Origin of the sequence: Stenotrophomonas bentonitica (genome assembly GCF_002887735.1) — a bacterium.
GTDB classification, from domain to species: Bacteria; Pseudomonadota; Gammaproteobacteria; order Xanthomonadales; family Xanthomonadaceae; genus Stenotrophomonas; species Stenotrophomonas bentonitica_A.
Genome location: NZ_PKQP01000001.1, coordinates 257,429 through 282,847, shown reverse-complemented (window position 1 = coordinate 282,847; position 25,419 = coordinate 257,429). Strand labels below are relative to the sequence as shown.

Below are 25,419 nucleotides of genomic sequence, written 5' to 3'. Positions count from 1 at the left end.
CGTCGTCATGCAGATCACATCCAGCCCGATCAGAACTTCGCGTCGAACTCGGCCGCGTAGCCGGTATTGACCAGCACCTTCTGCAGCGCATCGCTGATCTTCACATTGCCGGCAACGATCTGCTGGGTTTCCGGACCACGGCTGTCCATGCGGGCCGGCGTGGCGCCCTTGAAGTCGCATACGCGGCCACCGGCTTCGCGGACCAGCAGCACACCGGCGGCGATATCCCAGGCCTTCACGCCGGCCTCGAAATACGCATCGGCACGGCCACAGGCCACGTAGGCCAGATCCAGCGCGGCCGAGCCCGTGCGCCGCACGTCTTCGGCCTGCACCAGCAGCGCGTCCACCGCCTTCAGCTGTGCACTCGTGCGCTGGCGCTCACGCGGCGCAAAACCGGTATGGATCATCGCGCCGCCCAGATCCTTGCGCTCGGCAATACGGATACGGCGGTCATTGAACACCGCGCCGGCACCCCGGCTGGCGGTGAACAGCTCATTGCGGAGCGGATCGAAGATCACCGCGTCGATCGGCTCACCGTTCTCGACCAGGGCGATGGACACGCAGTAATGGGGGAAGCCGCGCAGGTAGTTGCTGGTGCCGTCCAGCGGATCGATGACCCACATGTAACGGTTGACCGACTGCACGCCACCTTCCTCACCCATGATCCCGTACTCGGGATAGGCGCGCTTGAGTTCCTTGACGATGACCTTTTCCGCATCTGCATCGACTTCACTGGCATAGTCCATGCGGCCCTTCTGCACGACGTTCAACGCCTCGAGCTTGTTGATGTTGCGCAACAGGACGTTGCCGGCGAGGCGGGCGGCCTTGACCATGACGGTGACGGCGGGTTTCTGCATGGCGAAAAGCTCCCGTAAAGGCAGAGTAGGGGTTTGGCGGGGGAAAAGAGCGGTCCCGGCGCAGAGGCCGGTCGCACAGTTTACCATTTGTCGCTGTCCTGCTCGCATTTGGCCCGTTCATGTCCGTAGAAACCGCTCCCGCCCGCATCCGCTTCGTCCTGGTCGGCACCCAGCACCCCGGAAACATGGGGGCGGCCGCACGGGCCATGAAAACCATGGGGCTGGGCCGCCTGGTCCTGGTCGCGCCCGAGAAACCGCTGGATGAGGAGGCCTTCCGCCGCTCGGCCGGCGCCGAAGATGTCCTGGGCGATGCCCCGGTGGTGGCGACCCTGGCCGAAGCCGTGGCCGACTGCCGCTTCGTGCTGGGCTGCACCGCCCGCTCGCGCCGGGTCCAGCTGGAAGAACTGCTGCCGGCCGTGGCCGCCCAGCGCGTGCTGGCCAAGGCCGCCGAACCGGCCGAGGTGGCCTTCGTGTTCGGCCGCGAGCGCACCGGCCTGACCAACGAAGAGCTGCAGCTGTGCCATGCCGCCGTCCATATCCCGTCCAACCCTGAGTTCAGCTCCTTGAACCTGGCGGCCGCCGTCCAGGTCCTGGCCTACGAAGTGCGCATGGCGATCCTGGGCGCGGCCGATGCGCCGGTCGCCGCGCCGGTCGAGCCCGGCTTCGGCGAAGCCCCGGCCAGCCATGCGCAGGTCGAAGGCCTGTTCGGCCAGCTTGGCGACACCCTGGATGAGATCGACTTCCACAAGGGCCGTGCGCCTGAATCGGCGATGCGCAAGCTGCGCCGCCTGTTCCTGCGCACCGAACTGAGTGAACAGGAAGTGCGCCTGCTGCGCGGCATCCTGTCCGACGCACAGCGCATGGCGCGATTGGCGACCAACAAGCCTCTGTAAGCTGACGCAGTTCTCATTTTTTCGGGTAGTCTGTCTCGATTCCTTGGGGGGAGTGATGGGCTTGTCGGGACTGCGAAGGCTGCTGCAGAGCGTACTGCTGTGTCTGGCCATCGCCGCGATGACCGGTCCGGCGTTTGCCGGACCCGCCCATGTCCTGGTGCTGGGACGGATCAGCGACGACCCCAGGTCACACTATGCGCAGCTGCAGCCCCTGCTTGATTACGTGATTCCGCGCCTGCACGACGTCGGCATCACCGAAGGCCGGATCCTGATGGCGCGCGATACCCAGCAGATGGGCAGCTACCTGCGCCGCGGCCGCGTGGACTGGGTGACCGAGACCTCCGGCACCGCCGTCGCATTGGGGCTGCGCAGCGGTGCCAGGCCCTTGCTGCTGACCGAACGCAGCGGCGTGCGCGAGTACCACACCGTGTTCTTCGTGCGCCGCGACAGCCCCATCCAGACGCTGGAAGCATTGCGCGGGCACACCCTGGCCCTGCAGAACACGGCCTCCACCAGCGCCTACCTGGTGCCGGTGATGACCCTGTTGCAGCACGGCGAGACACCGGAGATTCTCTCCTCGCTGGGCGATGTCGCCGCCCCGGACACCGTCGGTTACGTCTTCGCGCGCTCGGAGGCGAACATCGCCACCTTCGTGCACAAGGGCCTGGTGGATGCCGGTGCGGTGAGCAGCGTGGACTGGTCTGATGGCAAGCGCATTCCGGCCAACTTCCTGCGTGATTTCCGGGTCATCCATCGCACCGAACCGTATCCGCGTGCGGTGGAAATGGTGCGCGAAGGGCTGGATCCGAAGGTGCGCGACCGGCTGCAGCAGGTGCTGCTGGATGCCGCATCCGATCCCCAGGCGCAGCCGGCATTGAAGACATTTTTTGGTACTTCCGGGTTCCACCGGGTGGATGCGCAGATGCAGCACCGGCTGGATGAATTGAAACAAGGCTTGACGCGCGTGCGGATGGAAGTGGAATGAGTCGCTTGGGTTCGGGAATGCAGGCCCGCTTCGTGCTGGCGATGGGCGGCGCGATGCTGGTCGTGGTGGCGATCGTGGCCGTGGTGCTGGGGCGCCAGGCGACGATGCAGGACGAGGTGCAGCATCTCAGCGGCACGGTCATCCATGACCTGTTCGACCGCAGTGTGCGCAGCCGCGGTGAAGCACTGGCCCGCGAGTTGTCCGATGCGCTGGCCAACCCGCTGTACTACAACGACCTGGAGCAGGTCGGGGCGCTGGTGCGCAATACCTCGCGGCAGCAGGTGGTGCGCTATGTGCTGGTGTTCGACGAGAACGGCAGGCTGATCCACGACGGCACGGTGGACGTGCTGGAGTTCGGCCAGCCGATGACCGACCCGCTCGCCGCCGGTGCCGCCGGCGCGCGCGAGCTGGTGGTCCAGCAGTCGCCCAAGGTGCTCGACAACGCGATGCCGATCATGATCGGCAACCAGCGGATTGGCGGGGTGCGCGTGGGCATGGCGCTGGACGATGTGCAGGCCATGGAGCAGCAGGCCAACCAGACCTTGGGCGACCGCCTGCAGCAGGTCGGCAAGCGCCACTTGGGCTGGCTGCTGCTGATGCTCGGGCTGCTGGTCGGGATTGGTGCGGTGGTGATCATCTACGTGCAGCGCACCCTGGTGACGCCGATCCGCTGGCTGGCCGGGGCGGCGCGCCAGATCGAGGCCGGTGACTACACCCTGCAGATGCCGGAGATCCGGCGCCAGGATGAAGTCGGTGAGCTGATGCGTGCATTCGGTCGGATGAGCCAGGCGATCGCCCGGCACGACCGCGAAGTGCGGCACATGGCCTATACCGATGCCCTGACCGGGCTGACCAACCGGCTGGCATTCCGCGAGGCGCTGGACCACCGGCTGATGGCCGCGCGGGCCTCCGGCCACCGGCTGGGCCTGCTGTTCGCGGACATGGACGACTTCAAGCGCGTCAACGACACGCTGGGCCACGAGGCCGGCGACGAGGCGCTGCTGCAGTTCGCCCAGCGCATCAGCGCGGCGGTGGCCCAGGCCGGTGGGGACGAGGCGCTGTTGGCGCGCTTTGGCGGCGATGAATTCGTGATCCTGATCGGGGAGGGCGATGTCGCTGCCGGCGCCCGCGAACTGGCCGAGATCCTGGTGCGCGAACTGGGCAAGCCGCTGGTGGTGCAGGGCCGGGAGCTGTTCCTGGGCTCTTCGATCGGCGTGACCCTGTTCCCCGATGACGCTGCCGACGCCACCACGCTGCTCAAGAACGGCGACATCGCGATGTACCAGGCCAAGATGGCCGGCAAGAACTGCTACCGCTACTACAGCCGGGCGATGGACCATGCGGTCGAGCGCCGCGTGCACATGGAGCAGGAGCTGCGCGGTGCCTGGGAACGGGGCGAGCTGCGGCTGGCCTACCAGCCGATCTTCCGCACCCGCGACCGCCGCATGGTCGGCGTGGAAGTGCTGCTGCGCTGGCAGCACCCGACCCTGGGCACGATCCCGCCGTCGGTCTTCATCGAAGTGGCCGAGCAGAGCGGGCTGATCGAAGTGATCGGCCCCAAGGTGCTGCGCGCGGCCTGCACCGAGGCGGTGCAGTGGCCGGTCGGCGGCGACGGGGAAGGGCTGTTCGTTTCGGTCAACGTCTCCCCGCGGCAGTTGCGCGGCGGCGAACTGCCCACGCTGGTCGCCGACTGCCTGCGCGACACCGGCCTGCCGGCCTCGCGGCTGCACCTGGAGCTGACCGAAACGGCGGTGATCGGCGATGAAATGCTGGCCGCCGCCCTGCTGGACAAGCTGCACCGGACCGGTGTGAAGGTGTGGCTGGACGATTTCGGGACCGGTTTCTCCGGCCTGAGCCATCTGCGCCAGGTGCCGGTGGACGGGGTCAAGATCGACAAGAGTTTCGTGGCCGACATGCAGCGCGATGCGGACGACCTGGCCCTGACCACGGCCATCATCGCCATGGCCCACGCCCTGGGGATCACCGTGGTGGCCGAGGGCATCGAGCAGGAAGTGCAGTTCGACCTGCTGGCCCAGCGCGGCTGCGACCTGGCCCAGGGTTACTGGCTCAGCCATCCGGTCAGCGCGACCGATGTGGTGCAGCTGCTCGAATCGGGCAGCTGATCAGACCGGGCGCTTGCTGCTGTCGCCGGAGATCTCGCGGACCAGCTTGGGCACCAGGTAGCCGGACAGGCGCGCGGTGAGCTGCGCATGCAGGTCCTTGGCGGTGTCGTCGGCCACTTCGAAATGGGCCACGCCCTCGACCCGGTCCACCTGGTAGAGGTAATAGGGCAGCACGCCGGCGGCGAAGCTGCGCTCGCTCAGTGCCTGCAGCGCCTGGATCGAATCGTTCACCCCGCGCAACAGCACCGCCTGGTTGAGCAGGGTGGCACCGGCCGCGCGCAGCCGCGCCATCGCGGCATCCACCGACGCATCGAACTCGTTGGCATGGTTGGCATGGATCACGAACGCCACCGGCCACGGCAGCGAGGCGATCCACTGCACCAGTTCGTCATCCACGCGTTCGGGCAGGACCACCGGCAGGCGGCTGTGGATGCGCAGCCGGCGCAGGTGCGGAATCTGCTTCAGCGCCGCGGTCAGCTCGACCAGTTTGTGCGTGGCCAGCGACAGCGGATCGCCCCCGGACAGGATGACCTCATCGATGTCCGGGTCCTGGGCGATCGCGTCCACCGCATCGCGCCAGCCCTCGCGGGCGGCGTTTTCGGTGCCGTAGTCGAAATGGCGGCGGAAGCAGTAGCGGCAGTTGATCGCGCAGCTGCCGGTGGTGACCAGCAGGGCACGGCCGCGGTACTTCTGGATGACCCCGGTGGCCTTCTTGGCCGCACCGTCGCCGACCGCATCCAGGCTGAAGCCGGGCACGACCTTCAGCTCGTCGGTGATCGGCAGGACCTGGCGCAGCAGGGGGTCATGGCGGTCGCCGTGGCGCATCCGGGCCGCGAAGCCCTGCGGTACGCGCACCGCGAACTGGCCGGCCGCCTCATCCGAGACCCCCAGCGCCACCGGATCCAGCCCCAGCTGCCGCAGCAGCTCGCGCGGGTCGCGGATCGCCTCGCGCCACCGTTGCTGCCAGCGGACGGGGGCGGCCAGGGGCGTGGCGGAAAGCTGCATGGAATGGGGGCCTGCGGTTATCATGTGGGTCAGAAATATCGAGTCACCCCACCGGTGTCGGTGGGATTTCCCATTCTATCCGGCTCGCCGCGCCTGCGCGGCGTTTGCCCATTCAGGAGTTTCAACATGGCCACTGTTGGCATGAACGACGTCAAGAACGGGATGAAGATCCTGGTCAACAATGAACCAGCGGTCATCACCGAGACCGAATACGTCAAGCCGGGCAAGGGCCAGGCCTTCACCCGCATGAAGTACCGCTTCATCAAGTCCGGCCGCGTGGTCGAAATGACCATGAAGGCGACCGATGACGTGGAGAAGGCCGACGTCGTGGATACCAACATGGACTTCATGTACAGCGACGGCGAGTTCTGGCACTTCATGGACCCGGAATCCTTCGAGCAGGTCCAGGCCACCAAGGCCGGCATGGGCGGCGCGGAGAAGTGGCTGAAGGGCGAAGAGTCCTGCATCGTCACCCTGTGGAACGGCGAGCCGATCTTCGTCCAGCCGCCGAACTTCGTCGAGCTGAAGATCACCGAGACCGATCCGGGCGTCCGTGGCGACACCTCGGGCGGCGGCGGCAAGCCGGCCACCCTGGAAACCGGCGCGGTGGTCCGCGTGCCGCTGTTCGTCAACCAGGATGAAATCATCAAGGTCGACACCCGTTCGGGCGAATACTCCGCACGCGCAGGCAAGTAATCCGGCAAAGCCGGATTACGGTAGAGCCGACCGTTGGTCGGCTGCGGGACCGGTAGAGCCGACCGTTGGTCGGCTGCAGTACCGACCGGCCACCGCACCGTGTAGAGCCGACCGTTGGTCGGCTGCGGTACCCACCGGCCACCGCACCCGGTAAAGCCGACCAACGGTCGGCTCTACCCCCCAAGCGTCCCGGTCGCCCACGCCTTCGGGTCGTCCGCCCAGCACAGTGAGCACGCATGACCGACACCGCCCGCATTCCCGAAGCCTGTGACCTGTTGATCGAAGCCGGTTACGTGGTCCCGATCGAACCGCATGCGGTGGTGCTGGAAGACCATGCCGTGGCCGTGCGTGGCAGCGAGATCATCGCGATCCTGCCGCGTGCCGAAGCACGCGAGCGCTTTGCGCCGAAGCAGACCGTCTCGCGCCCGGAGGCGGCGCTGATGCCGGGTCTGGTCAACGCACACACCCACAATCCCATGACCCTGCTGCGGGGCGTCGCCGACGACCTGCCGCTGATGGTCTGGCTGCAGCAGCACATCTGGCCGGTGGAAGCGGCGGTGATCGGACCGGAGTTCGTGGCCGACGGCACCACCCTGGCCATCGCCGAGATGCTGCGCGGCGGCACCACCTGCGCCAACGAAAACTACTTCTTCTCCGACGTCCAGGCCGCCGTCTACAAGCAGCACGGGTTCCGTGCGCTGGTCGGCGCGGTGATCATTGATTTCCCGACTGCCTGGGCCAAGACCGACGACGAGTACTTCGCCAAGGCCGGCGAACTGCACGACCAGTGGCGCAACGATCCGCTGATCGGCACCTCGTTCGCGCCGCACGCGCCGTATACCGTCAACGACGCCAATTTCGAGCGCGTGCGCATGCTGTCCGACCAACTGGACATGCAGGTTCACCTGCACACGCATGAAACCGCGCAGGAAATCAGCGACTCGCTCAAGCTGCACGGTCAACGCCCGCTGGCGCGCCTGGACCGGCTGGGCCTGGTCAACGACCGCCTGATCGCCGTGCACATGACCCAGCTGACCGAGGCCGAAATCCACCTGTGCGCCGAGCGCGGCGTGAGCGTGGTGCACTGCCCGGAATCCAACCTCAAGCTGGCCTCCGGCTTCTGCCCGGCCTGCGCGCTGCAACGTGCTGGCGTGAACCTGGCGATCGGCACCGACGGCTGCGCCAGCAACAACGACCTGGACATGTTCAGCGAGAACCGCACTGCGGCGATCCTGGCCAAGGCCGTCGCCAATGACGCGACCGCGCTGGACGGGGCCACCACGCTGCGTGCGGCCACGCTCGGCGGCGCCCGCGCGCTGGGCTTCGGTGACCGCATCGGCTCGATCGAGGTCGGCAAGCAGGCCGATCTGGTCTGCGTGGACCTGTCCGCACTGGAAACCCAACCGCTGCACCATGTGCTCTCGCAGCTTGTGTATGCCGCCGGCCGCCATCAGGTCAGCGATGTCTGGATCGCCGGCCAGCCCAAGCTGGTCCAGCGCGAACTGGTCGGCATGGACACCGCGGCGATCGTCGCCAACGCGCGCCAGTGGCGCGAGCGTATCCGACACATCCGTGCTTGATGCACCAAGGATCCCCATGAACACCCCCCACGCGTCCACCAATTTCGATCAGGCCGAACTGGACAAGTTCGCCGCCCTCGCCAACCGCTGGTGGGACGTCGATGGCCCGCAGAAGCCGCTGCATGCCCTGAACCCGGTGCGGCTGCAGTACGTCGCCCGGCGCGTGACCCTGCGCGGCGCCCGCGTGCTCGATATCGGCTGCGGTGGCGGCCTGCTCAGCGAAGCGCTGGCCAAGGAAGGCGCGGACGTGACCGCGATCGACCTGGCCCCGGAGCTGGTCAAGGTCGCACGCCTGCACGGGTTGGAGACCGGCGTCACCGTCGACTACCGCGTGCAGGCCGCTGAAGACCTGGCCGCCGAACAGCCGGGCAGCTTCGACGTGGTCACCTGTATGGAAATGCTCGAGCACGTGCCGGACCCGGGCGCGATCATCGCCGCCTGCCACCGCCTGCTCAAGCCCGGCGGCCAGCTGTTCCTCTCCACCGTCAACCGCACCCCGGCCGCGTTCGCCGTGGCGATTGTCGGCGCCGAGTACGTGGCGCGGTTGCTGCCCAAGGGCACGCACCACTACCAGGATTTCATCAAGCCGGCCGAGCTGGGCAAGTGGCTGCGCGAGGCCGATTTCAACCTGCGCGATGTCAGCGGCATGGCCTATGAGCCGTGGCGCAACCGTGCCCGCCTGAGCACGCGCACCGACATCAATTACCTGGCCCACGCGGTCAAGCCGGACGACGTCGCACGTGTCTGAGACCGGTTTCCCGCCGTCGGTGCTGTTCGATCTGGACGGCACCCTGCTGGACAGCGCGCCGGACATGCTGGCCACCGCCAATGCGATGCTGGCCGCCCGCGGGCGCGCGCCGATCACCCTGGACGCGCTGCGCCCGGTGGTCTCCAAAGGCTCGCGTGCGATGGTCTCGGTGGCGTTCCCCACGCTGGGGCAGGTCGAGCGCGATGCGCTGGTGCCGGAGTTCCTGGAGCGCTACGAAGGCCTGATCGGCCAGCACGCCGTGTTGTTCGACGGCATCGCCGGCATGCTCGAGGCGCTTGATGCGGCCGGCTGTGCGTGGGGCATCGTCACCAACAAGCCCGAATACCTGGCCCGGCTGATCGTGCCGCAGCTGGGCTGGGAACAGCGCTGCAAGGTGCTGATCGGCGGCGATACCCTGGCCCAGCGCAAGCCGCATCCGCTGCCGCTGCTGATCGCCGCCGAACGCATGGGCATCGCCCCGGGCACCTGTGTCTATGTGGGCGATGACGAGCGCGACATCGTCGCCGCCAACGCCGCCGGCATGGCCTCGGTCGCCGCGTTGTGGGGCTACCGGCTGGACGCCGACGATCCGCTGGCGTGGGGTGCCGACACCCTCGTCGCACTGCCCGAACACCTGCAACATGCCAAGGCGTGGCCGCTTCCGCGCACGCTCTAGCCTTTCAAGGAATACATCGTGAGTACTTCCAGCGCCCTGGACAGTTTCCTGGACAAGTGGCGGACCCGCTGGCCCGAGTGGCAGGTGGCCGAACGCTTCGTTCCCGAGCGCCAGCGCACCCTGGTGGTGGCGTGGTTCTCGCTGCTGCAGGAGTTCGACGACATCCTCAATACCGCCGGCGACCCGATGCCGTCCGATGCCAAGCTGGCGTGGTGGGGTGAGGAGCTGCGCAGCTGGTCCGTGCAGCGCTCGCGCCATCCGCTGGGCCGGGTGCTCGAGCCGGTCCGTGCGCCGTGGGCACAACTGGCCGAGACCCTGCCGGATCTGATCGAGGCGCGAGCTGTGCCGGTCGATCCGGCGCAGGCGCTGCGTTCGCTGCAGGCCTATGCGGCCGCGGTGGCCGCGGTGGAAGCGGTGATGTTCCAGACGCCGGCGCGGGGCGATGTCGCCACCCCGGTGCTGGTGCAGACCCTGGCCCAGCGCCTGCACGAGAGTGGCGTCGCGGCCATTCCGCGTTCGCTGCTGGCCGAGGATGACAGCGCCGCGCCACGCCGGTGGGCGCAGCAGCTGCTGGCGAAGTGGCCGGCCCGGGTCGCAGGCCCGCGCCCGCGCCGTCTGTACGCCGCCCTGGCGCGCGCCCGGCAGAAGACCTGGGCGCAGGACCGCCAGTACCAGGCCACGCCGATGCGTACGCTGTGGCTGGCCTGGTGGGCGGCGCGCGGCTGACTGTTTCTGGTGGGTGCGGACCTTGGTCCGCACGCTCTGTGCGATCGTGCCGACCAGGATCGGCACCTACCACAGCGTTACTTCCGTTCCAGCACCAGCAGCGGATCGATGCGGGTATCGAACCAGTTCATGCCCCAATGCAGGTGCGGCCCGGTCGCGCGGCCGGTCGCGCCCACGGCGGCAATCACCTGACCCTGCTCAACCCGGTCGCCAACCTTCACGTCGATACGCGACAGGTGCAGGAAGTTCGAGCTGATCCCGAAACCGTGATCGAGCAGCAGCGTGCCACCGGTCAGATACAGGTCGGGGCCGGCGAAGGTGACCACGCCCGCCGCCGGTGCCTTCACCGGGGTGCCGGTCGGCACCGCGATGTCCATGCCCGAATGGCCTGAGCCGGGCTGCCCGTTGTAGACGCGCGCATTGCCGAAGCGGCCGCTGATCCGGCCCTGGACCGGCCAGCTGAAGGCCTGTGCGAAGTCGGCGCGGTTGTCATCGCGGGCACGCGCGGCGGTGACCTGGGCCTGCTCACGCTTGATCCGCTCGGCGATCGCCGGGGGCGGATTGACCGTTTTCGGCGGCACGCCGTTGACCCGCTCGGTCGGCCAGTCGCGCGGGGTGACCGCAATGCTGACCGTTTCGCTGCCGCCGTCCGGGCGCGTCACCTGCACCTGCAGCGGGCCCTTCTCATCGCGGCCGATGCCGAACACCACGCTGCCGTACCCGCTCACGCGCAGGGTGCGGCCGCCGTACTGCACGACGCTGCCGGCCGGCACCTTGCCGATCACCATCGCGCCCTGCGAGGCACTGGCCGGGAACACCACGCGCGCCTCGGCCTGGGCCATGACGGGCGAGGGCAGCAGACTGCCCATCGCAGCGACGCCGGCGGCCGCCAGGGCCGCACTCAGCAACCGTGCCCGCATCAGCGGTCGAAGCTCATGCGCTGGCCATTCGGCGAGCCCACCAGCTTCTCGCCATCCCATGCCAACTGCCCGTTGACCCAGGTCGAGGCGATGCGCGAGCGGAAGGTGGTGCCCTCGAAGGGCGACCAGCCGCACTTGGAGAGCACGTCTTCACGCTTGACGGTGAAGGGCACGTCCTCGACCAGCACCAGATCGGCGAAGTAGCCCTCGCGCAGGTAACCGCGCTGGCTGACGTCGAACAGCTGCGCCGGGGCATGCGCGAACTTCTGCACGACCTGGGTGATCTCCAGCTTGCCTTCGTGCACCAGCTCCAGCGCGGCCACGAGCGCGTACTGCACCAGCGGCAGGCCGGACGGCGCCTGTGCATAGGGCTTCTGCTTCTCTTCCCAGGTGTGCGGCGCATGATCGGTGGCGAGCACGTCGATCACGTCATCGGCCACGGCGCGGGTCAGCGCCTCGCGGTCGCTGGCTTCCTTGATCGCCGGGTTGCACTTGATCAGGTTGCCCAGCCGCGCGTAATCGCTGCGGTCAAAGCGCAGGAAATGGATGCAGGTTTCGGCGGTGATCTGCTTGCGGCTGCCATCGGCGCGGATCAGCGGGCCACGTTCGAACAGGGCCAGCTCATCGGCGGTGGAGATGTGCAGCACGTGCAGGCGGGTGCCATGCTTCTTCGCCAGCGACACGGCCAGCTCGGAGGACTTCAGGCAGGCCTCGCGCGAGCGGATGTCCGGGTGCTGCTCGGCACTGAGGGCATCACCGTACTTCTCGGCGTACTCCTTGGCCTTGGCGTCGATCATCGGCGTGTCTTCGCAGTGCGTGATGATCGGCGTGGGCGCATCGCGGAAGATCGCATCGAGCGTTTCCGGGTTGTCGACCAGCATGTTGCCGGTGGAGGCACCCATGAAGACCTTGATGCCCGGCGCCGTCTTGGGGTCCAGCGACTGGATGTGGGCCAGGTTGTCGTTGCTGGCGCCCATGTAGAACCCGTAGTTCGCGCGTGCACGGCCGGCGGCGGCATCGTACTTGGCCTGCAGGATCTCGGCATTGAGCGTGGGCGGGTTGGTGTTGGGCATGTCCATGAAGCTGGTCAGGCCCCCGGCGACGGCCGCGGCCGATTCGGTCGCGATGTCGCCCTTGTGGGTCAGGCCGGGCTCACGGAAATGGACCTGGTCGTCGATCATGCCGGGCAGCAGCCAGCGGCCGGCGGCATCGACCACGGTTTCGCCCGGACGGGCGTCCAGGCCGGGGCCGATCTGCGCGATGCGGCCATCTTCGATGCGCAGGTCGCCCTGGGTGATGGTGCCTTCGTTGACCAGGCGGGCGTTGACGATGAGCGTGGAGGACATTCAGTGTTTTCCTGTGCAGCGGCAGGCGGCGTCGTGCGCGGCGCGCGGCGGCACCTCGTCGATACCGCCGGGATGGAAGGGATGGCAGCGGCCCAGCCGGCGCGCGGCCAGCCAGCTGCCGCGCGCGGGGCCATGGGTGGCGATGGCTTGCATGGCGTATTCAGAACAGCTGGGCATGAAGCGGCAACGCGGCCCCAGCAGCGGGCTGATGAAGCGCTTGTAGAAGCGCAGCAGGGCGATGAGCAGGCGTGAGATCACCCCCCAATCTTATTCCAGTTGGCATGAAGGCCGCATTTGTCGCAGGATGGGGCGTTGGACCCGTCCGCACCCACGCGCGCGACGGGCCGCCCCGGCGGTATCGCCGGGTCAGGTACCGAACTGCGCACGTCGGCCCGCCAGCCAGGTGGACCGGTCGCACGCCTTGCGACTCCGGGGCTGAACGGAGTAGGCGGTGTGGTTGCTGCTGCTGGTCGGGTAGGCTATAAAGGCCCGCTTTCCCGGGCCCCGGGGAATCCAAGGAAGAGCGTTTCGTGGCTGCTAAAAAAACTGCAAAGAAGGCCGTCAAGGCCGCCAAGAAAACCGCCAAGCCTGTTGTAAAGAAGTTGGCGGCCAAGTCCGTTGCCAAGAAGCCGGCCGCCAAGCCGGTGGGCAAGCCTGCATCCAAACAACCGGCTGCCAGGACGGCACCCGTCAAGAAGGCGGCCAGCAAGTCGCCCGCCAAAGCCGTCAAGAAGGCGGTCGCCAAGAAGCCTGCTGCCAAGACGGTGGTGGCCAGGAAGACCGTCGCCAAGAAAGTCGTTGCCAAGAAGTCGACGGTCGCCAAGCCGGTTGCCACGCCCGCCAAGCGCGCGGCGGGCAAGCCGATGAGCAAGGCGCCCGTCAAGAAAACCGCTGCCAGCAAGACGGCGGCCAAGAAGACCGTGACGCCTGCTGCCGCCAAACCGGCATCCAAGCCGGCACCGGCGAAGAAGACCGCGGTCAAGCAGGCACCGGCCACGCCGGTGAAGGCCAGCAAGACCGCCAGCAAGCCCGTGGCATCCAAGCCGGCCGCCAAGCCGGTTGCAGCACCCGTAGTGAAGTCCGCACCGAAGCCGGCATCGCCGGCCCCGGCCAAGTCTGTCCCGGCCAAGAGCGCGGCCAAACCTGTCACCCCTCCGGCCTCCGCGCCGGTGCCGGTCGCAGCCGCCCCCGCCTCCAAGGCCCCGCAAAACAAGAATCCCGTGCCCGTTTCGAAATCGCCTGCAAAAACCCCCGCCAAGTCCGAGTCCGCCCCCAAGCCCGTGTCCCGCCCGGTCGGCAAGGTCGCCGTTGCCGTGGCAGCGCGTTCGGCCGCCCCGGCCCCGCGCACCAAGGTGAAGGTGGTGGAATACAAGACTGACGAAGCCACCGGTCGTCCGATCCTGCCCGACGGTTACAAGCCGAGCGCGGAAGAGGAATACATGAGCCCGCTGCAGCTGGAGTACTTCCGCCAGCGCCTGCAGCACTGGCGCAATGATCTGGTCGAGGAATCCAAGCAGACCATCGCGAATCTGCAGGAAGAAGTGCGTGACATCGGCGATGAGGCCGAGCGCGCCACCCGCGAGACCGAGAACTCGCTGGAACTGCGTACCCGTGATCGTTACCGCAAGCTGATCGGCAAGATCAACAGCACGCTGAAGCGTCTGGAAGACGGTGACTACGGTTTCTGCGTGGATACCGGCGAAGAGATCGGTCTGGATCGTCTGGAAGCCCGTTTGACCGCTGAGCGCACGATCGATGCGCAGGAGCGTTGGGAGCACCTGCAGAAGCAGCAGGGCGACTGATCGCGCTGTTGGTTGTGCTGTTCTACGAAAAACCCGGCTTCGGCCGGGTTTTTTTTGGCCGTATCCTCAATGCAGATCGCGCAGATTCAACCGCCGCAGCGTCGGATTCTTCCAGGCCGTGATCCCGGCCACGCTCAACACCGCAAAGCCCCCCAGCACCACCGCCGGGACCAGCCCCAGCAGCTTCGCCATCATGCCCGCATAGAACGCGCCCAACTCATTGGACGAACTGATGAAAATGCCATTGATCGACGACACCCGCCCGCGCATCTCCTCCGGCGTCGCCAACTGCAGAATCGTCGAACGTACCACCACCGAGACACCATCGAAGGCACCGTAGAACAGCAGGATCGCCGCCGACAACCAGAAATTCGACGACAACCCGAACCCGATCACGCACAGCCCGAAACCGGCCACCGCGAACAACAGCACGCGCCCCGCATTGCGCTGCAACGGGCGACGCGCCAGCCACAGGCCCACGCATACCGAACCCAGCGCCGGCGCCGCACGCAGCACGCCCAGGCCTTCCGGGCCGTGGTGGAGGATCTCGTGCAGGAACGCCGGCAGCATCGCCACCACCCCGCCGAGCAGCACCGAGAACATGTCCAGCGCCATCGCCCCGACCATGATCCGGTTGCCCAGCACGAAGCGGCCGCCCTCGGCGATGCTCTTGAAGATCGGCGCCGCCGGGCCCGTATGCACCGGCTCGGAGACACGCAGCGCCGCCAGGCAGCCCAGCGCGATCAGCGACACGCCGACCGCCACGCCGTAGGCCACCCCCTTGCCGCCCCAGGCCACCAGCACGCCGCCCAGCGCGGGGCCGGCCACCATGCCCGCCTGGAACACCACCGCGCCCAGGCCCGCGCCGCGCGCGTACTGGGTGCGCTCCAGCACACGGGCGAACAGCGCGTTGTAGATCGGCGAGAGGAACGCGCGGACCATGCCGGTCAGTGCGATCGCCGCGTAGATCGGCCACACCCCGTGGAACGGCAGCCAACCCTGGGCCACCGCGGTTAGCACCAGCGCGGTCATCACCAGCCCGCTGCAGGCGACCATGCCCAGCCGGCGGCGGGGCAGGTGGTCGACCAGGTAGCCGGCAAATGGCGCCACGCAGAAGAATGGCAGTACCTCGGCCAGGCCGATCAGGCCCAGCGAAAACGGATTGCGGGTGACTTCGTAGATATGCCAACCGACCGTCACCGCGACGATCTGGTAGGAGAGCATCGCGAAGATGCGATACGCCAGCACCAGCGAAAAGCCCGGGCGGGCCAGCAGTTGCAGGGCGCTGTCGGGCTCCTGCGGATCGGCGGAGGGCGTCACGACTGCGCTTGCGCGGTGTCGCGGATGAAGGCCAGCATCGCCGCCACGCCGTTGCTGCGGGTCGGCGAGAGGTGACGCGACAGCCCGATGTCCTGGATGTAGCTTGGCTCGGTGGCCAGGATCTCGGCAGCGGAACGGCCCGAGTACACGCGCAGGGCCAGGTAGATCAGCCCGGAGACGATCGCCGAATCACTGATCGCGTGGAAGCGCAGGGCCTCGGCGTTGCCCTCCGGCACGATCCAGACCATGGACTGGCAACCGAGCAGGCGGTGCGCTTCGGTTTTCCATTCTTCCGGGAAGGTGGGCAGCTTGCGGCCCAGGTCGATCAGGTACTGGTAGCGCTCGGACCAGTCACCGAAGAACGCGAATTCCTCGGCGATGGCAGCCTGGGCTTCGGCGGCGGTGGGTTCGAGCGGGAACGGGGAGGTGGGGGTCATGGGGGCTCCGGGTCGGTGTTCGCCGTCCGTGGGTGACCGTGCGTTTGCGGGGGAAGCAGCCTGGCCGTCCGTGGCCGGGCCTGTGTCGTGGCGACGCCCGGCGGACCGGGCAGTGTCTGGCAGCGCCCGACGGTCAGCCGGGCGGCCGTTCAGCGTTTGCGCGACCAGCGCACGCCCTGGGCGGTGTCTTCCAGCACGATGCCTTCGGCGGCCAGCTGGTCACGGATCGCATCGGCGCGGGCGAAGTCACGCGCCTGCTTGGCGGCGGCGCGTTCGTCGATCAGGGCCTGGATGGCCGCATCGTCATCGGTACCGCCTGCAGTACCGAACCATGCGGCGGGATCCTGCTGCAGCAGGCCCAGTGCCAGACCGGCGCCGAGCAGGGCGGATTTCCAGTGCGCCTTGTCGGCGTCGCCGGCCCTGCGTGCCTCGCCGGCGATGCGGGCCAGCTCGGCCAGTGCCTGCGGCGTGTTGAGGTCGTCATCCAGCGCGGCCTCGATCTCGGCCGGAATCACCGCAGCAGCCTCCACGTCGACCAGGTCGCGCAGGGTGCCGTACAGGCGGTCCAGCGTACGCACCGACTGCTCGATCAGCGCGTCGGACCAGTCCAGCGGCTGGCGGTAGTGGGCCGACAGCAGCGCATAGCGCAGCGCCTCGGGGGCATGCTGGCGGACCAGGTCGTGCACGCGCTCGATGTTGCCGATCGACTTGCTCATCTTGGCGCCGCCGAAGTTGAGCATGCCGTTGTGCAGCCAGAACCGGGCGAACGTCTGCCCGCCGTGCGCGCACTCGCTCTGCGCGATCTCGTTTTCATGGTGCGGGAACTGCAGGTCCACGCCGCCGGCATGGATGTCGATGGTCGGCCCCAGATGCGCGGCAGCCATCGCCGAGCACTCGATGTGCCAGCCCGGGCGGCCACGGCCCCACGGCGATGCCCAGCCCGGCAGGTCGTCGCTGGACGGCTTCCACAGCACGAAGTCGCCCGGGTCGCGCTTGTACGGCGCCACGTCGACGCGCGCGCCGGCCAGCATCTCGTCCGGGTCGCGGCGCGAGAGCTTGCCGTAATCGGCGTAGGAGCTCACCGAGAACAGCACGTGCCCCTCGGCGGCATACGCATGCCCGTTGCCGATCAACTGCTCGATCATCGTGATGATGTGCGGGATATGCGCGGTGGCTTCCGGCTCGATGTCCGGCGGGACCACGCCCAGCGCGGCCATGTCCTCGCGGTAGGCGGCGGCGAAGCGGTCGGTGATGGTGCTGATCGGGACCTGCTGCTCGCGCGCGGCCGTGTTGATCTTGTCATCCACGTCGGTGATGTTGCGGGCATAGCGCAGGCCGCCGAAACGGCGCCGGAGCACGTCGGCCAGCACCCCGAACACCACCGGGCCACGGGCGTTGCCGATGTGGACGTAGTTGTAGACGGTGGGGCCGCACACATACAGGGTCGGACAGGTCGGATCGAGCGGGGTGAACGGTTCGAGCTGGCGTGTCAGGTTGTTGTGCAGGCGCAGGGTCATGAGGGTCGGGAGCGGGGGTAAGCGGTCGATTTTAGAACGTGTCGGGGCCTTTGGGGGGATGCGGGGCAGGGCATGCAGGCGTTCGCGTCACCACGGCCGCCGGCTGAAGGCTTCAGCCGATCGGCCCCGTGGAGGCGGCCCCGGGGCCGCGGCTGGGGCCCGACCTATGGGCATACGCGTCACGGAAGGGTAATGTTCAGCCCCTTGTGCCTGGCACTGCCTAAACTATCCCCCTTGTCCTTTTCCTTGTTGCCAATGAAATCCGCTTCGTTGTTGACGCTGGTCTGCCTGCTCGGAAGTGCCGCCTTCGGGGCGTGCGCCCAGGACGGTGAGGTGCGCAACCGGGTGGTGATCGTGGAGAACGTCAAGTTCGACTACGCCCAGGTGCTCAACGTGGAGCCGGTCTTCCAGACCCTGCGCGCCACGCGTACCGAGGAGCACTGCGAGCCGGTCTCCACCCGCACGCTGGCTCCGGTCAACGTCACCGGCGAAGAGCCGCAGGAAGACAAGGGTCGTTTCGGACGTTTCATGGATTCGGTGCGCTCGATCTTCCGCCGCGAAGATGGCAGCACCGATGAGAGTGGCTATTCGGAAACCGTCGTGGTGGAGGCCGCGCCGGCCAATACCGGTCCACTGCTGACCCGGGACTGCAAGATCATTCCGGTGGGCCGTGAGTTCCGCCGCCCGATCGCCTACGACGTGGACTACGTCTACAAGGGCACCAAGTACCGCTCGCGCCTGCCCGAAGACCCGGGCAACCGGCTCAAGATCCGGGTCTCGATCACCCCCTGGGTCGGCAATGAACAGGCCGGCGGCGCCAATCCGTGACCCCTTCCGTCGCCCCATCGGCGACACCTTCAAACTGAATTTCCATTCAGGCCTTGCACCCACCCCGGGTGCATGCAAAGATGGGCGGCCATGAAACTCACCGACTTCCAGCACGACACCAGCGCCGCCCGTATGGCTACGGGCATGACGTCGCGTGCCCGCCGACCGGAACCCCACATTTTCGCTGGGTAACCGGAGCTTCGTGCTGTCTGTTCGGAAAACCCAGCCCCCGCGCTGGGTTTTTTCGTTTCTGCGATCTGAAAAGTTTCATCTGTATGTGTTTTGTTGAGCCCTGACCGCGCCCCGGCGCCCCCAACCTCCGCCGGAAACGGTGGAAAACCAGCCGCAAAGGATCGATCGATGTCCCTGAAGCACTTCCTGAACACCCAGGACTGGAGCCGCACCGACCTGGATGCCCTGCTGACCCAGGCCGCGCTGTTCAAGCGCAACAAGCTGGGCGACGAGCTCAAGGGCAAGTCGATTGCCCTGGTGTTCTTCAACCCCTCCATGCGGACCCGCACCAGCTTCGAGCTGGGCGCGTTCCAGCTGGGCGGCCACGCGATCGTGCTGCAGCCGGGCAAGGATGCCTGGCCGATCGAGTTCAACCTGGGCACGGTGATGGACGGGGATACCGAAGAGCACATCGCCGAAGTGGCCAGGGTGCTGGGCCGCTACGTCGACCTGATCGGCGTGCGCGCGTTCCCGAAGTTCATCGACTGGACCAAGGACCGCGAAGACGAAGTGCTCAAGAGCTTCGCCAAGTACTCGCCGGTGCCGGTGATCAACATGGAAACCATCACCCACCCGTGCCAGGAACTGGCCCATGTGATGGCGCTGCAGGAACACTTCGGCACCCAGGACCTGCGCGGCAAGAAGTACGTGCTGACCTGGACCTACCACCCCAAGCCGCTGAACACCGCCGTGGCCAACTCGGCGCTGACCATCGCCACCCGCATGGGCATGGACGTGACCCTGCTGTGCCCGACCCCGGATTACATCCTGGATGAGCGCTACATGGGCTGGGCCGAGCAGAACGTGGCCGAGAGCGGTGGTTCGCTGCAGGTGAGCCATGACATCGCCAGCGCCTACGCCGGCGCCGATGTCGTCTACGCCAAGAGCTGGGGCGCGCTGCCGTTCTTCGGCAACTGGGAGCCGGAGAAGCCGATCCGCGACCAGTACAAGCACTTCATCGTGGACGAAGCCAAGATGGCGCTGACCAACAACGGCGTCTTCAGCCACTGCCTGCCGCTGCGTCGCAACGTGAAGGCGACCGACGGCGTGATGGATTCGGCGCAGTGCATCGCGATCAACGAAGCCGAGAACCGCCTGCATGTGCAGAAGGCGATCATGTCGGCGCTGGCAGGACGATAAGCAGCACGGCGGCCGTAGAGCCACGCCATGCGTGGCTTCGCGGCGCCCAACGAATAGCAGCCACGCATGGCGTGGCTCTACCGCCTCGAAAAACGCATTCCACATTGCATTCCCACTTGGACCTGACCCCCATGAGCAAGAAAGACATCGTCCTGGCCTTCTCCGGCGGACTCGACACCAGCTTCTGCGTGCCCTACCTGCAGGAGCGCGGCTACAACGTGCACACCGTGTTCGCCGATACCGGCGGCGTGGATGACGAAGAGCGCGATTTCATCGAAAAGCGTGCCGCCGAACTGGGCGTCACCAGCCACGTCACCGTCGACGGTGGTCCGGCCATCTGGAGCGGTTTCGTCAAGCCGTTCGTGTGGGCCGGTGAGGGCTACCAGGGCCAGTACCCGCTGCTGGTCTCGGATCGTTACCTGATCGTGGACGCCGCGCTCAAGCGCGCCGCCGAACTGGGCACCAACATCATCGCCCACGGCTGCACCGGCATGGGCAACGACCAGGTCCGCTTCGACCTGGCCGTGAAGGCACTGGGCGACTACCAGATCGTCGCGCCGATCCGCGAGATCCAGAAAGAACACACCCAGACCCGCGCCTACGAGCAGAAGTACCTGGAAGAGCGCGGTTTCGGCGTGCGGGCCAAGCAGCAGGCCTACACCATCAACGAGAACCTGCTCGGCCTGACCATGTCCGGCGGCGAGATCGACCGTTGGGAAGCCCCGGGCGAGGGTGCCCGCGGCTGGTGCGCACCGCGCAGCGAATGGCCGGAACAGGCCCTGACGGTCACCCTGAAGTTCGTCGAAGGCGAAGCGGTCGAGCTGGACGGCAAGGCGCTGCCGGGTGAGCAGATCCTGGCCAAGCTCAACAAGCTGTTCGCCCCGTACGGCGTGGGCCGTGGCGTGTACACCGGCGACACCGTGATCGGCCTGAAGGGCCGCATCGTGTTCGAAGCGCCGGGCCTGGTTTCGCTGCTGGCCGCGCACCGCGCGCTGGAAGATGCGGTGCTGACCAAGCAGCAGAACCGCTTCAAGCCGGACGTGGCGCGCAAGTGGGTGGAGCTGGTGTACGAAGGCTTCTACCACGACCCGCTCAAGACCGATATCGAGGCCTTCCTGAAGTCCTCCCAGGCCAAGGTCAACGGCGAAGTGGTGCTGGAAACCCGTGGTGGCCGTGTGGACGCCGTTGCGGTGAAGTCGCCGCACCTGCTCAACACCAAGGGCGCCACGTATGCACAGTCGGCCGACTGGGGCGTGGAAGAGGCGGAAGGCTTCATCAAGCTGTTCGGCATGAGCTCCACCCTGTACGCGCAGGTGAACCGCTAAGGCGATGCACCGGGGTGCCGGCCCCTGGCCGGCGCCTCGCAACGGCGATGGATGGTAGTGCGGGCCGCTGGCCGGCGCGTGGCACGGCTGGATCATTGCAGAGCCGGCCAGCGGCTGGCACTACCGATGTTGAACCCTACGGATACTCAGACACATGCTTGAACAGACACTCGATCACCTGCAGCAGCTCGTGTCCTTCGACACGCGCAACCCGCCGCGTGCGATCACCACTGGCGGCATCTTCGATTACCTGCGCGCGAACCTGCCCGGGTTCCACGTGGAGGTGCTCGACCATGGCGACGGTGCGGTCAGCCTGTATGCGGTGCGTGGCACGCCGAAATATCTGTTCAATGTGCACCTGGATACCGTGCCGGACTCGCCGCATTGGACGGCCGACCCGCACGTGATGCGGCGAGCGGACGATCGCGTGATCGGGCTGGGCGTGTGCGACATCAAGGGCGCTGCGGCGGCCCTGGTGGCCGCGGCCAACGCCAGCGATGGCGATGCCGCGTTCCTGTTCTCCAGCGACGAGGAGGCCAACGACCCGCGTTGCATCGCCGCCTTCCTCGCCCGGGGCATTCCGTACGAAGCGGTGCTGGTCGCCGAGCCCACGATGAGCGAAGCGGTGCTCGCGCACCGTGGCATCAGTTCGGTGCTGATGCAGTTCACCGGCCGGGCCGGGCATGCCTCGGGCAAGCAGGATGCGGCCGCCAGCGCATTGCACCAGGCGATGCGCTGGGGCAACCGCGCGCTGGACCATGTCGAGTCGCTGTCGCACGCGCGCTTTGGCGGGCTGACCGGCCTGCGCTTCAACATCGGGCGCGTGGAAGGCGGCATCAAGGCCAACATGATCGCACCCGCGGCCGAAGTGCGTTTCGGCTTCCGCCCGCTGCCGTCGATGGATATCGATGCGCTGCTGGCCACCTTTGCCGGTTTTGCCGAACCGGAGGCCGCGGTGTTCACCGAGACCTTCCGCGGGCCCAGCTTCCCGGCCGGCGATATTGCCGAAGCAGAAAACCGCCGTCTGGCCGCGCGTGACGTGGCCGATGCCTTGGATATCCCGATCGGCAACGCGGTGGATTTCTGGACCGAGGCCTCGCTGTTTTCGGCCGGCGGTTACACCACGCTGGTGTACGGCCCGGGCGACATCGCCCAGGCCCACACCGCCGATGAGTTCGTGACGCTGGAGCAGCTGCAGCGTTACACCGAGTCCGTGCACCGCATCATCGCGCACGGCGCCTGATCGAATGACGCCGTCGTGGTCCCCCACTGACGGAACTCCCATCGCGGCTGCGGCCGCCTGCGACGATATCGAAATGCCTTCTTCCCAGCCCCACCGCCAGACCCGTCAGACCATCGTGCGCCTGCTCTCGAGCATGGCCAGCGCGAAGGAGATCAGCCAGTACCTCAAGCGTTTCTCGCAGCTGGACGCCAAACGCTTCGCCGTGGTCAAGGTCGGCGGCGCGGTGCTGCGCGATGACCTGGACGCGCTGACCTCCTCGCTGTCGTTCCTGCAGGAAGTCGGCCTGACCCCGATCGTGCTGCATGGTGCCGGCCCGCAGCTGGACGCCGAGCTCTCGGCGGCCGGCATCGAGAAGCAGACCGTGAACGGCCTGCGCGTGACCTCGGCCGAAGGCCTGGCGATCGTGCGCCGGGTGTTCCAGGCCTCCAACCTGCAGCTGGTTGAAGCGCTGCAGCAGAATGGCGCGCGCGCGACTTCGATCACCGGGGGCGTGTTCGAAGCCGAGTACCTGGACCAGGACACCTACGGCCTGGTCGGTGAGGTCAAGAAGGTCAACCTGGCCCCGATCGAGGCCAGCCTGCGCGCCGGCTCGATCCCGGTGATCACCAGCCTGGGCGAGACCCGCTGCGGGCAGATCCTCAACGTCAACGCTGATTTCGCCGCCAACGAGCTGGTGCAGGAACTGCAGCCGTACAAGATCATCTTCCTCACCGGCACCGGCGGCCTGCTGGATGAAGAGGGCAAGGTGATCGACTCGATCAACCTCTCCACCGAGTACGACCAGCTGATGCAGCAGCCGTGGATCCATGGCGGCATGCGGGTCAAGATCGAACAGATCAAGGACCTGCTGGATCGGCTGCCGCTGGAATCCTCGGTCTCCATCACCCGCCCGGCGGACCTGGCCAAGGAACTGTTCACCCACAAGGGCTCGGGCACGCTGGTGCGCAAGGGCGAGAAAGTGCTGCGCGCCACCCGCTGGGACGAACTCGATCTGCCGCGCCTCAAGCAGCTGATCGAATCCAGCTTCGGCCGCACCCTGGTGGCGGATTATTTCCAGAAGACCAAGCTGCTGCGTGCCTACGTCAGCGAGAACTACCGCACCGCGGTGATCCTCACCGATGAAGCGGAAGGGGTCTACCTGGACAAGTTCGCCGTGCTGGATGACGCGCAGGGCGAAGGCCTTGGCCGCGCGGTCTGGAATGTCATGCTGGACGAAACCCCGCAGCTGTTCTGGCGCTCGCGCAACGGCAACCCGATCAATCACTTCTATTACGCCGAATCCGATGGCTGCTACAAGCAGGGCCACTGGAAGGTGTTCTGGTTCGGCGCCGATGGCTTCGACCGCATCAAAGCGTACGTCGAGCATTGCGCCGCACGCACCCCCAGCCTGGAGGGCTGAACCCGATGAATCTTGCCGATTGGACCAAGGTCCCCACGCTGGCCGGCACCCATGCCCGGCTGGAGCCGCTGCAGATGGCGCATATCGATGGCCTGCGCGGCGCACTGGGGGATGGCACCTTGTCCAAGCTCTGGTACACCCAGGTGCCGAGTGCGAAGACCATGACCGCCTATGTCCAGGCCGCGCTGCAGGCGCAGGCCGAGGGCAAGGTGTTGCCGTTCGTGGTCCTCAACGATGCCGATGAAGTGGTCGGCACCACCCGCTACTACGATCTGGACGCCGAGGTGCCGCGCCTGAGCATCGGCTACACCTGGTATGGCGAAGCCGCCCAGCGCACCGGCATCAACACCGAAACCAAACTGATGCTGCTCACCCATGCCTTCGAGCGGCTGGAATGCCTGAGCGTGGTGTTCGAGACCAGCTGGTTCAACGTCACCTCGCGCACCGCGATCGCGCGGCTGGGCGCCAAGCAGGACGGCGTGCTGCGCAACCACAAGCGCCACCCGGACGGCACCCCGCGCGACACCGTCATCTTCTCCATCATCGATGCGGAATGGCAGGGGGTGAAACGCCACCTGCAGCACCGCCTGGACGCACACGCATGAGTACCAAGATCTTCACCGTCGGCATCGTCGGCGCACGTGGCCACACCGGCGCCGAGCTGATCAAGCTGATCGCCGCCCACCCGAGCCTGCAGCTGGGCTTCGTCTCCTCGCGCGAGCTGGCCGGCCAGCGCGTGAGCGATCACCACGGCGACTGGCAGGGTGAGCTGCAGTTCGAAAACCTGGATGCAGATGCCGTCGCTGCAAAGGGCATGGACGCGGTGATCCTGGCGCTGCCCAATGGCCTGGCCGCACCGTTCGTCGCCGCGCTGGATGCGGCCAGGCCGGACACGGTGATCGTCGATCTGTCGGCCGATCACCGCTTCGAGCCGAGCTGGTATTACGGCCTGCCGGAGCTGACCCGGGGCGACTACCTGGGCCAGAAGCACATCAGCAATCCGGGCTGCTACGCCACCGCGATGCAGCTGGCGATCAGCCCGCTGCTGCAGCAGCTGGCCGGCCCGCCGCAGTGTTTTGGTGTGTCCGGCTACTCCGGCGCGGGCACCACGCCCTCGGACAAGAACAATCCGGAACTGCTGCGTGACAACCTCATGCCGTATGCGCTGACCAACCATGTGCACGAGCGCGAAGTCACTGCGCACCTGCGCGTGCCGGTCGAGTTCATGCCGCACGTGGCGCCGCATTTCCGTGGCATCACCATGACGGTGAACCTGTGGCTCAACACGGTAGTCAAGCGCGAGGATGTGATCGCGCTCTACCAGAAGTATTACGCCGATGAGGCGCTGATCGAGGTGCTCGACGAAGCGCCGTGGGTCAGCCAGATCGCCGGCCGGCATGGCGTGCAGATCGGCGGCTTCGACGTGGCCCCGGGCGGCAAGCGCGTGGTGGTGGTGGCGACCCTGGACAACCTGCTCAAGGGCGCGGCCACCCAGGCCATGCAGAACCTCAACCTGGCGCTGGGTCTGGACGAACTGGCCTCGATCCCGCACTGATTCCCACGGCGCTGCGCGGCCCCCTGCGCGCGCCCTGACAACCCGGCGGAGCGACTCCGCCTATGGA

The 25,419-nt window shown here is 67.1% G+C and carries 24 protein-coding genes; 16 read left to right on the top strand and 8 right to left on the bottom strand.

What is annotated here, in order from left to right:
• Positions 1-29: 29 nt before the first annotated feature.
• Positions 30-857, bottom strand: a complete 828-nt coding sequence (locus C0R07_RS01260; protein WP_019182815.1) for an inositol monophosphatase family protein — start codon at positions 855-857, stop codon at positions 30-32.
• 119 nt (positions 858-976) lie between these two features.
• Between C0R07_RS01260 and C0R07_RS01255 the strand changes: the two genes are divergently transcribed.
• The 3 genes from C0R07_RS01255 to C0R07_RS01245 all read left to right on the top strand — a co-directional run bounded on the left by C0R07_RS01255 (position 977) and on the right by C0R07_RS01245 (position 4,858).
• A complete protein-coding gene (locus C0R07_RS01255) occupies positions 977-1,750 on the top strand; it encodes an RNA methyltransferase (RefSeq protein WP_070470187.1) in 774 nt (257 codons plus the stop codon).
• Positions 1,751-1,811: 61 nt separating this feature from the next.
• Positions 1,812-2,735 (top strand): phosphate/phosphite/phosphonate ABC transporter substrate-binding protein, encoded by a 924-nt coding sequence (locus C0R07_RS01250; RefSeq protein ID WP_026069720.1) that lies wholly within the window; start codon positions 1,812-1,814, stop codon positions 2,733-2,735.
• Entirely contained in the window at positions 2,732-4,858 is a 2,127-nt protein-coding gene (locus C0R07_RS01245) for a putative bifunctional diguanylate cyclase/phosphodiesterase (RefSeq protein WP_070425552.1), read from the top strand. Before C0R07_RS01250 ends, C0R07_RS01245 begins: the two co-directional genes overlap by 4 nt.
• On the opposite strand, the gene epmB is transcribed toward C0R07_RS01245, so the two are convergent.
• Positions 4,859-5,863, bottom strand: coding sequence for an EF-P beta-lysylation protein EpmB (gene epmB, locus C0R07_RS01240; RefSeq protein WP_019182819.1), 1,005 nt, complete (start codon positions 5,861-5,863; stop codon positions 4,859-4,861).
• A gap of 126 nt (positions 5,864-5,989) precedes the next feature.
• Here epmB and efp point away from each other — a divergent pair, with 126 nt between their 5' ends.
• From efp to C0R07_RS01215, 5 genes are all read left to right on the top strand, one after another.
• Entirely contained in the window at positions 5,990-6,559 is a 570-nt protein-coding gene (gene efp, locus C0R07_RS01235) for an elongation factor P (protein ID WP_019182820.1), read from the top strand.
• A 236-nt stretch (positions 6,560-6,795) separates the two neighbouring features.
• Positions 6,796-8,139, top strand: a complete 1,344-nt coding sequence (locus C0R07_RS01230) for a TRZ/ATZ family hydrolase (RefSeq protein WP_102788038.1) — start codon at positions 6,796-6,798, stop codon at positions 8,137-8,139.
• 16 nt (positions 8,140-8,155) lie between these two features.
• Entirely contained in the window at positions 8,156-8,887 is a 732-nt protein-coding gene (gene ubiG / locus C0R07_RS01225) for a bifunctional 2-polyprenyl-6-hydroxyphenol methylase/3-demethylubiquinol 3-O-methyltransferase UbiG (protein ID WP_070425550.1), read from the top strand.
• Positions 8,880-9,563, top strand: a complete 684-nt coding sequence (locus tag C0R07_RS01220) for a phosphoglycolate phosphatase (RefSeq protein ID WP_102788037.1) — start codon at positions 8,880-8,882, stop codon at positions 9,561-9,563. Before ubiG ends, C0R07_RS01220 begins: the two co-directional genes overlap by 8 nt.
• Before the next feature lie 18 nt (positions 9,564-9,581).
• The gene (locus C0R07_RS01215; protein WP_070470176.1) at positions 9,582-10,289 is read left to right on the top strand and encodes a squalene/phytoene synthase family protein; all 708 of its coding nucleotides are present in this window, start codon (positions 9,582-9,584) and stop codon (positions 10,287-10,289) included.
• Positions 10,290-10,366: 77 nt separating this feature from the next.
• Here C0R07_RS01215 and C0R07_RS01210 read toward each other — a convergent pair whose 3' ends face one another.
• The 3 genes from C0R07_RS01210 to yidD are packed head-to-tail and all read right to left on the bottom strand — an operon-like array spanning position 10,367 to position 12,813.
• Entirely contained in the window at positions 10,367-11,209 is an 843-nt protein-coding gene (locus C0R07_RS01210) for a M23 family metallopeptidase (protein WP_167390306.1), read from the bottom strand.
• The gene (locus C0R07_RS01205) at positions 11,209-12,555 is read right to left on the bottom strand and encodes a dihydroorotase (protein WP_046273205.1); all 1,347 of its coding nucleotides are present in this window, start codon (positions 12,553-12,555) and stop codon (positions 11,209-11,211) included. The genes C0R07_RS01210 and C0R07_RS01205 overlap by 1 nt, the downstream gene beginning before the upstream one ends.
• Entirely contained in the window at positions 12,556-12,813 is a 258-nt protein-coding gene (gene yidD / locus C0R07_RS01200; protein WP_019182827.1) for a membrane protein insertion efficiency factor YidD, read from the bottom strand.
• Positions 12,814-13,319: 506 nt separating this feature from the next.
• On the opposite strand from yidD, the gene dksA reads away from it, so the two are divergent.
• Complete coding sequence (gene dksA, locus C0R07_RS01195) at positions 13,320-14,357, top strand: RNA polymerase-binding protein DksA (protein ID WP_428991891.1); 1,038 nt, start codon at positions 13,320-13,322, stop codon at positions 14,355-14,357.
• A 66-nt stretch (positions 14,358-14,423) separates the two neighbouring features.
• Here dksA and C0R07_RS01190 read toward each other — a convergent pair whose 3' ends face one another.
• The 3 genes from C0R07_RS01190 to cysS form a co-directional block, all read right to left on the bottom strand.
• Positions 14,424-15,677, bottom strand: a complete 1,254-nt coding sequence (locus C0R07_RS01190; protein WP_102788035.1) for an MFS transporter — start codon at positions 15,675-15,677, stop codon at positions 14,424-14,426.
• Positions 15,674-16,114, bottom strand: a complete 441-nt coding sequence (locus tag C0R07_RS01185) for a SufE family protein (RefSeq protein ID WP_070470164.1) — start codon at positions 16,112-16,114, stop codon at positions 15,674-15,676. The genes C0R07_RS01190 and C0R07_RS01185 overlap by 4 nt, the downstream gene beginning before the upstream one ends.
• Positions 16,115-16,263: 149 nt before the next feature.
• The gene (cysS, locus tag C0R07_RS01180) at positions 16,264-17,631 is read right to left on the bottom strand and encodes a cysteine--tRNA ligase (protein ID WP_070470161.1); all 1,368 of its coding nucleotides are present in this window, start codon (positions 17,629-17,631) and stop codon (positions 16,264-16,266) included.
• Between the two features lie 255 nt (positions 17,632-17,886).
• Between cysS and C0R07_RS01175 the strand changes: the two genes are divergently transcribed.
• The 7 genes from C0R07_RS01175 (at position 17,887) to argC (ending at position 25,352) form a co-directional block, all read left to right on the top strand.
• Positions 17,887-18,459, top strand: a complete 573-nt coding sequence (locus C0R07_RS01175) for a hypothetical protein (protein ID WP_070425542.1) — start codon at positions 17,887-17,889, stop codon at positions 18,457-18,459.
• A 360-nt stretch (positions 18,460-18,819) separates the two neighbouring features.
• A complete protein-coding gene (locus C0R07_RS01170; RefSeq protein WP_019182833.1) occupies positions 18,820-19,830 on the top strand; it encodes an N-acetylornithine carbamoyltransferase in 1,011 nt (336 codons plus the stop codon).
• Positions 19,831-19,961: 131 nt separating this feature from the next.
• The gene (locus tag C0R07_RS01165) at positions 19,962-21,155 is read left to right on the top strand and encodes an argininosuccinate synthase (protein ID WP_019182834.1); all 1,194 of its coding nucleotides are present in this window, start codon (positions 19,962-19,964) and stop codon (positions 21,153-21,155) included.
• Positions 21,156-21,309: 154 nt separating this feature from the next.
• On the top strand, positions 21,310-22,398 hold the full coding sequence (locus C0R07_RS01160) for an acetylornithine deacetylase (RefSeq protein WP_102788034.1): 1,089 nt from the start codon (positions 21,310-21,312) through the stop codon (positions 22,396-22,398).
• A gap of 73 nt (positions 22,399-22,471) precedes the next feature.
• Positions 22,472-23,797, top strand: coding sequence for an acetylglutamate kinase (locus tag C0R07_RS01155; RefSeq protein ID WP_070470155.1), 1,326 nt, complete (start codon positions 22,472-22,474; stop codon positions 23,795-23,797).
• A gap of 5 nt (positions 23,798-23,802) precedes the next feature.
• Positions 23,803-24,402 (top strand): GNAT family N-acetyltransferase, encoded by a 600-nt coding sequence (locus C0R07_RS01150; RefSeq protein ID WP_019182837.1) that lies wholly within the window; start codon positions 23,803-23,805, stop codon positions 24,400-24,402.
• Positions 24,399-25,352, top strand: coding sequence for an N-acetyl-gamma-glutamyl-phosphate reductase (gene argC, locus C0R07_RS01145; RefSeq protein WP_019182838.1), 954 nt, complete (start codon positions 24,399-24,401; stop codon positions 25,350-25,352). The genes C0R07_RS01150 and argC overlap by 4 nt, the downstream gene beginning before the upstream one ends.
• Positions 25,353-25,419: the final 67 nt, after the last annotated feature.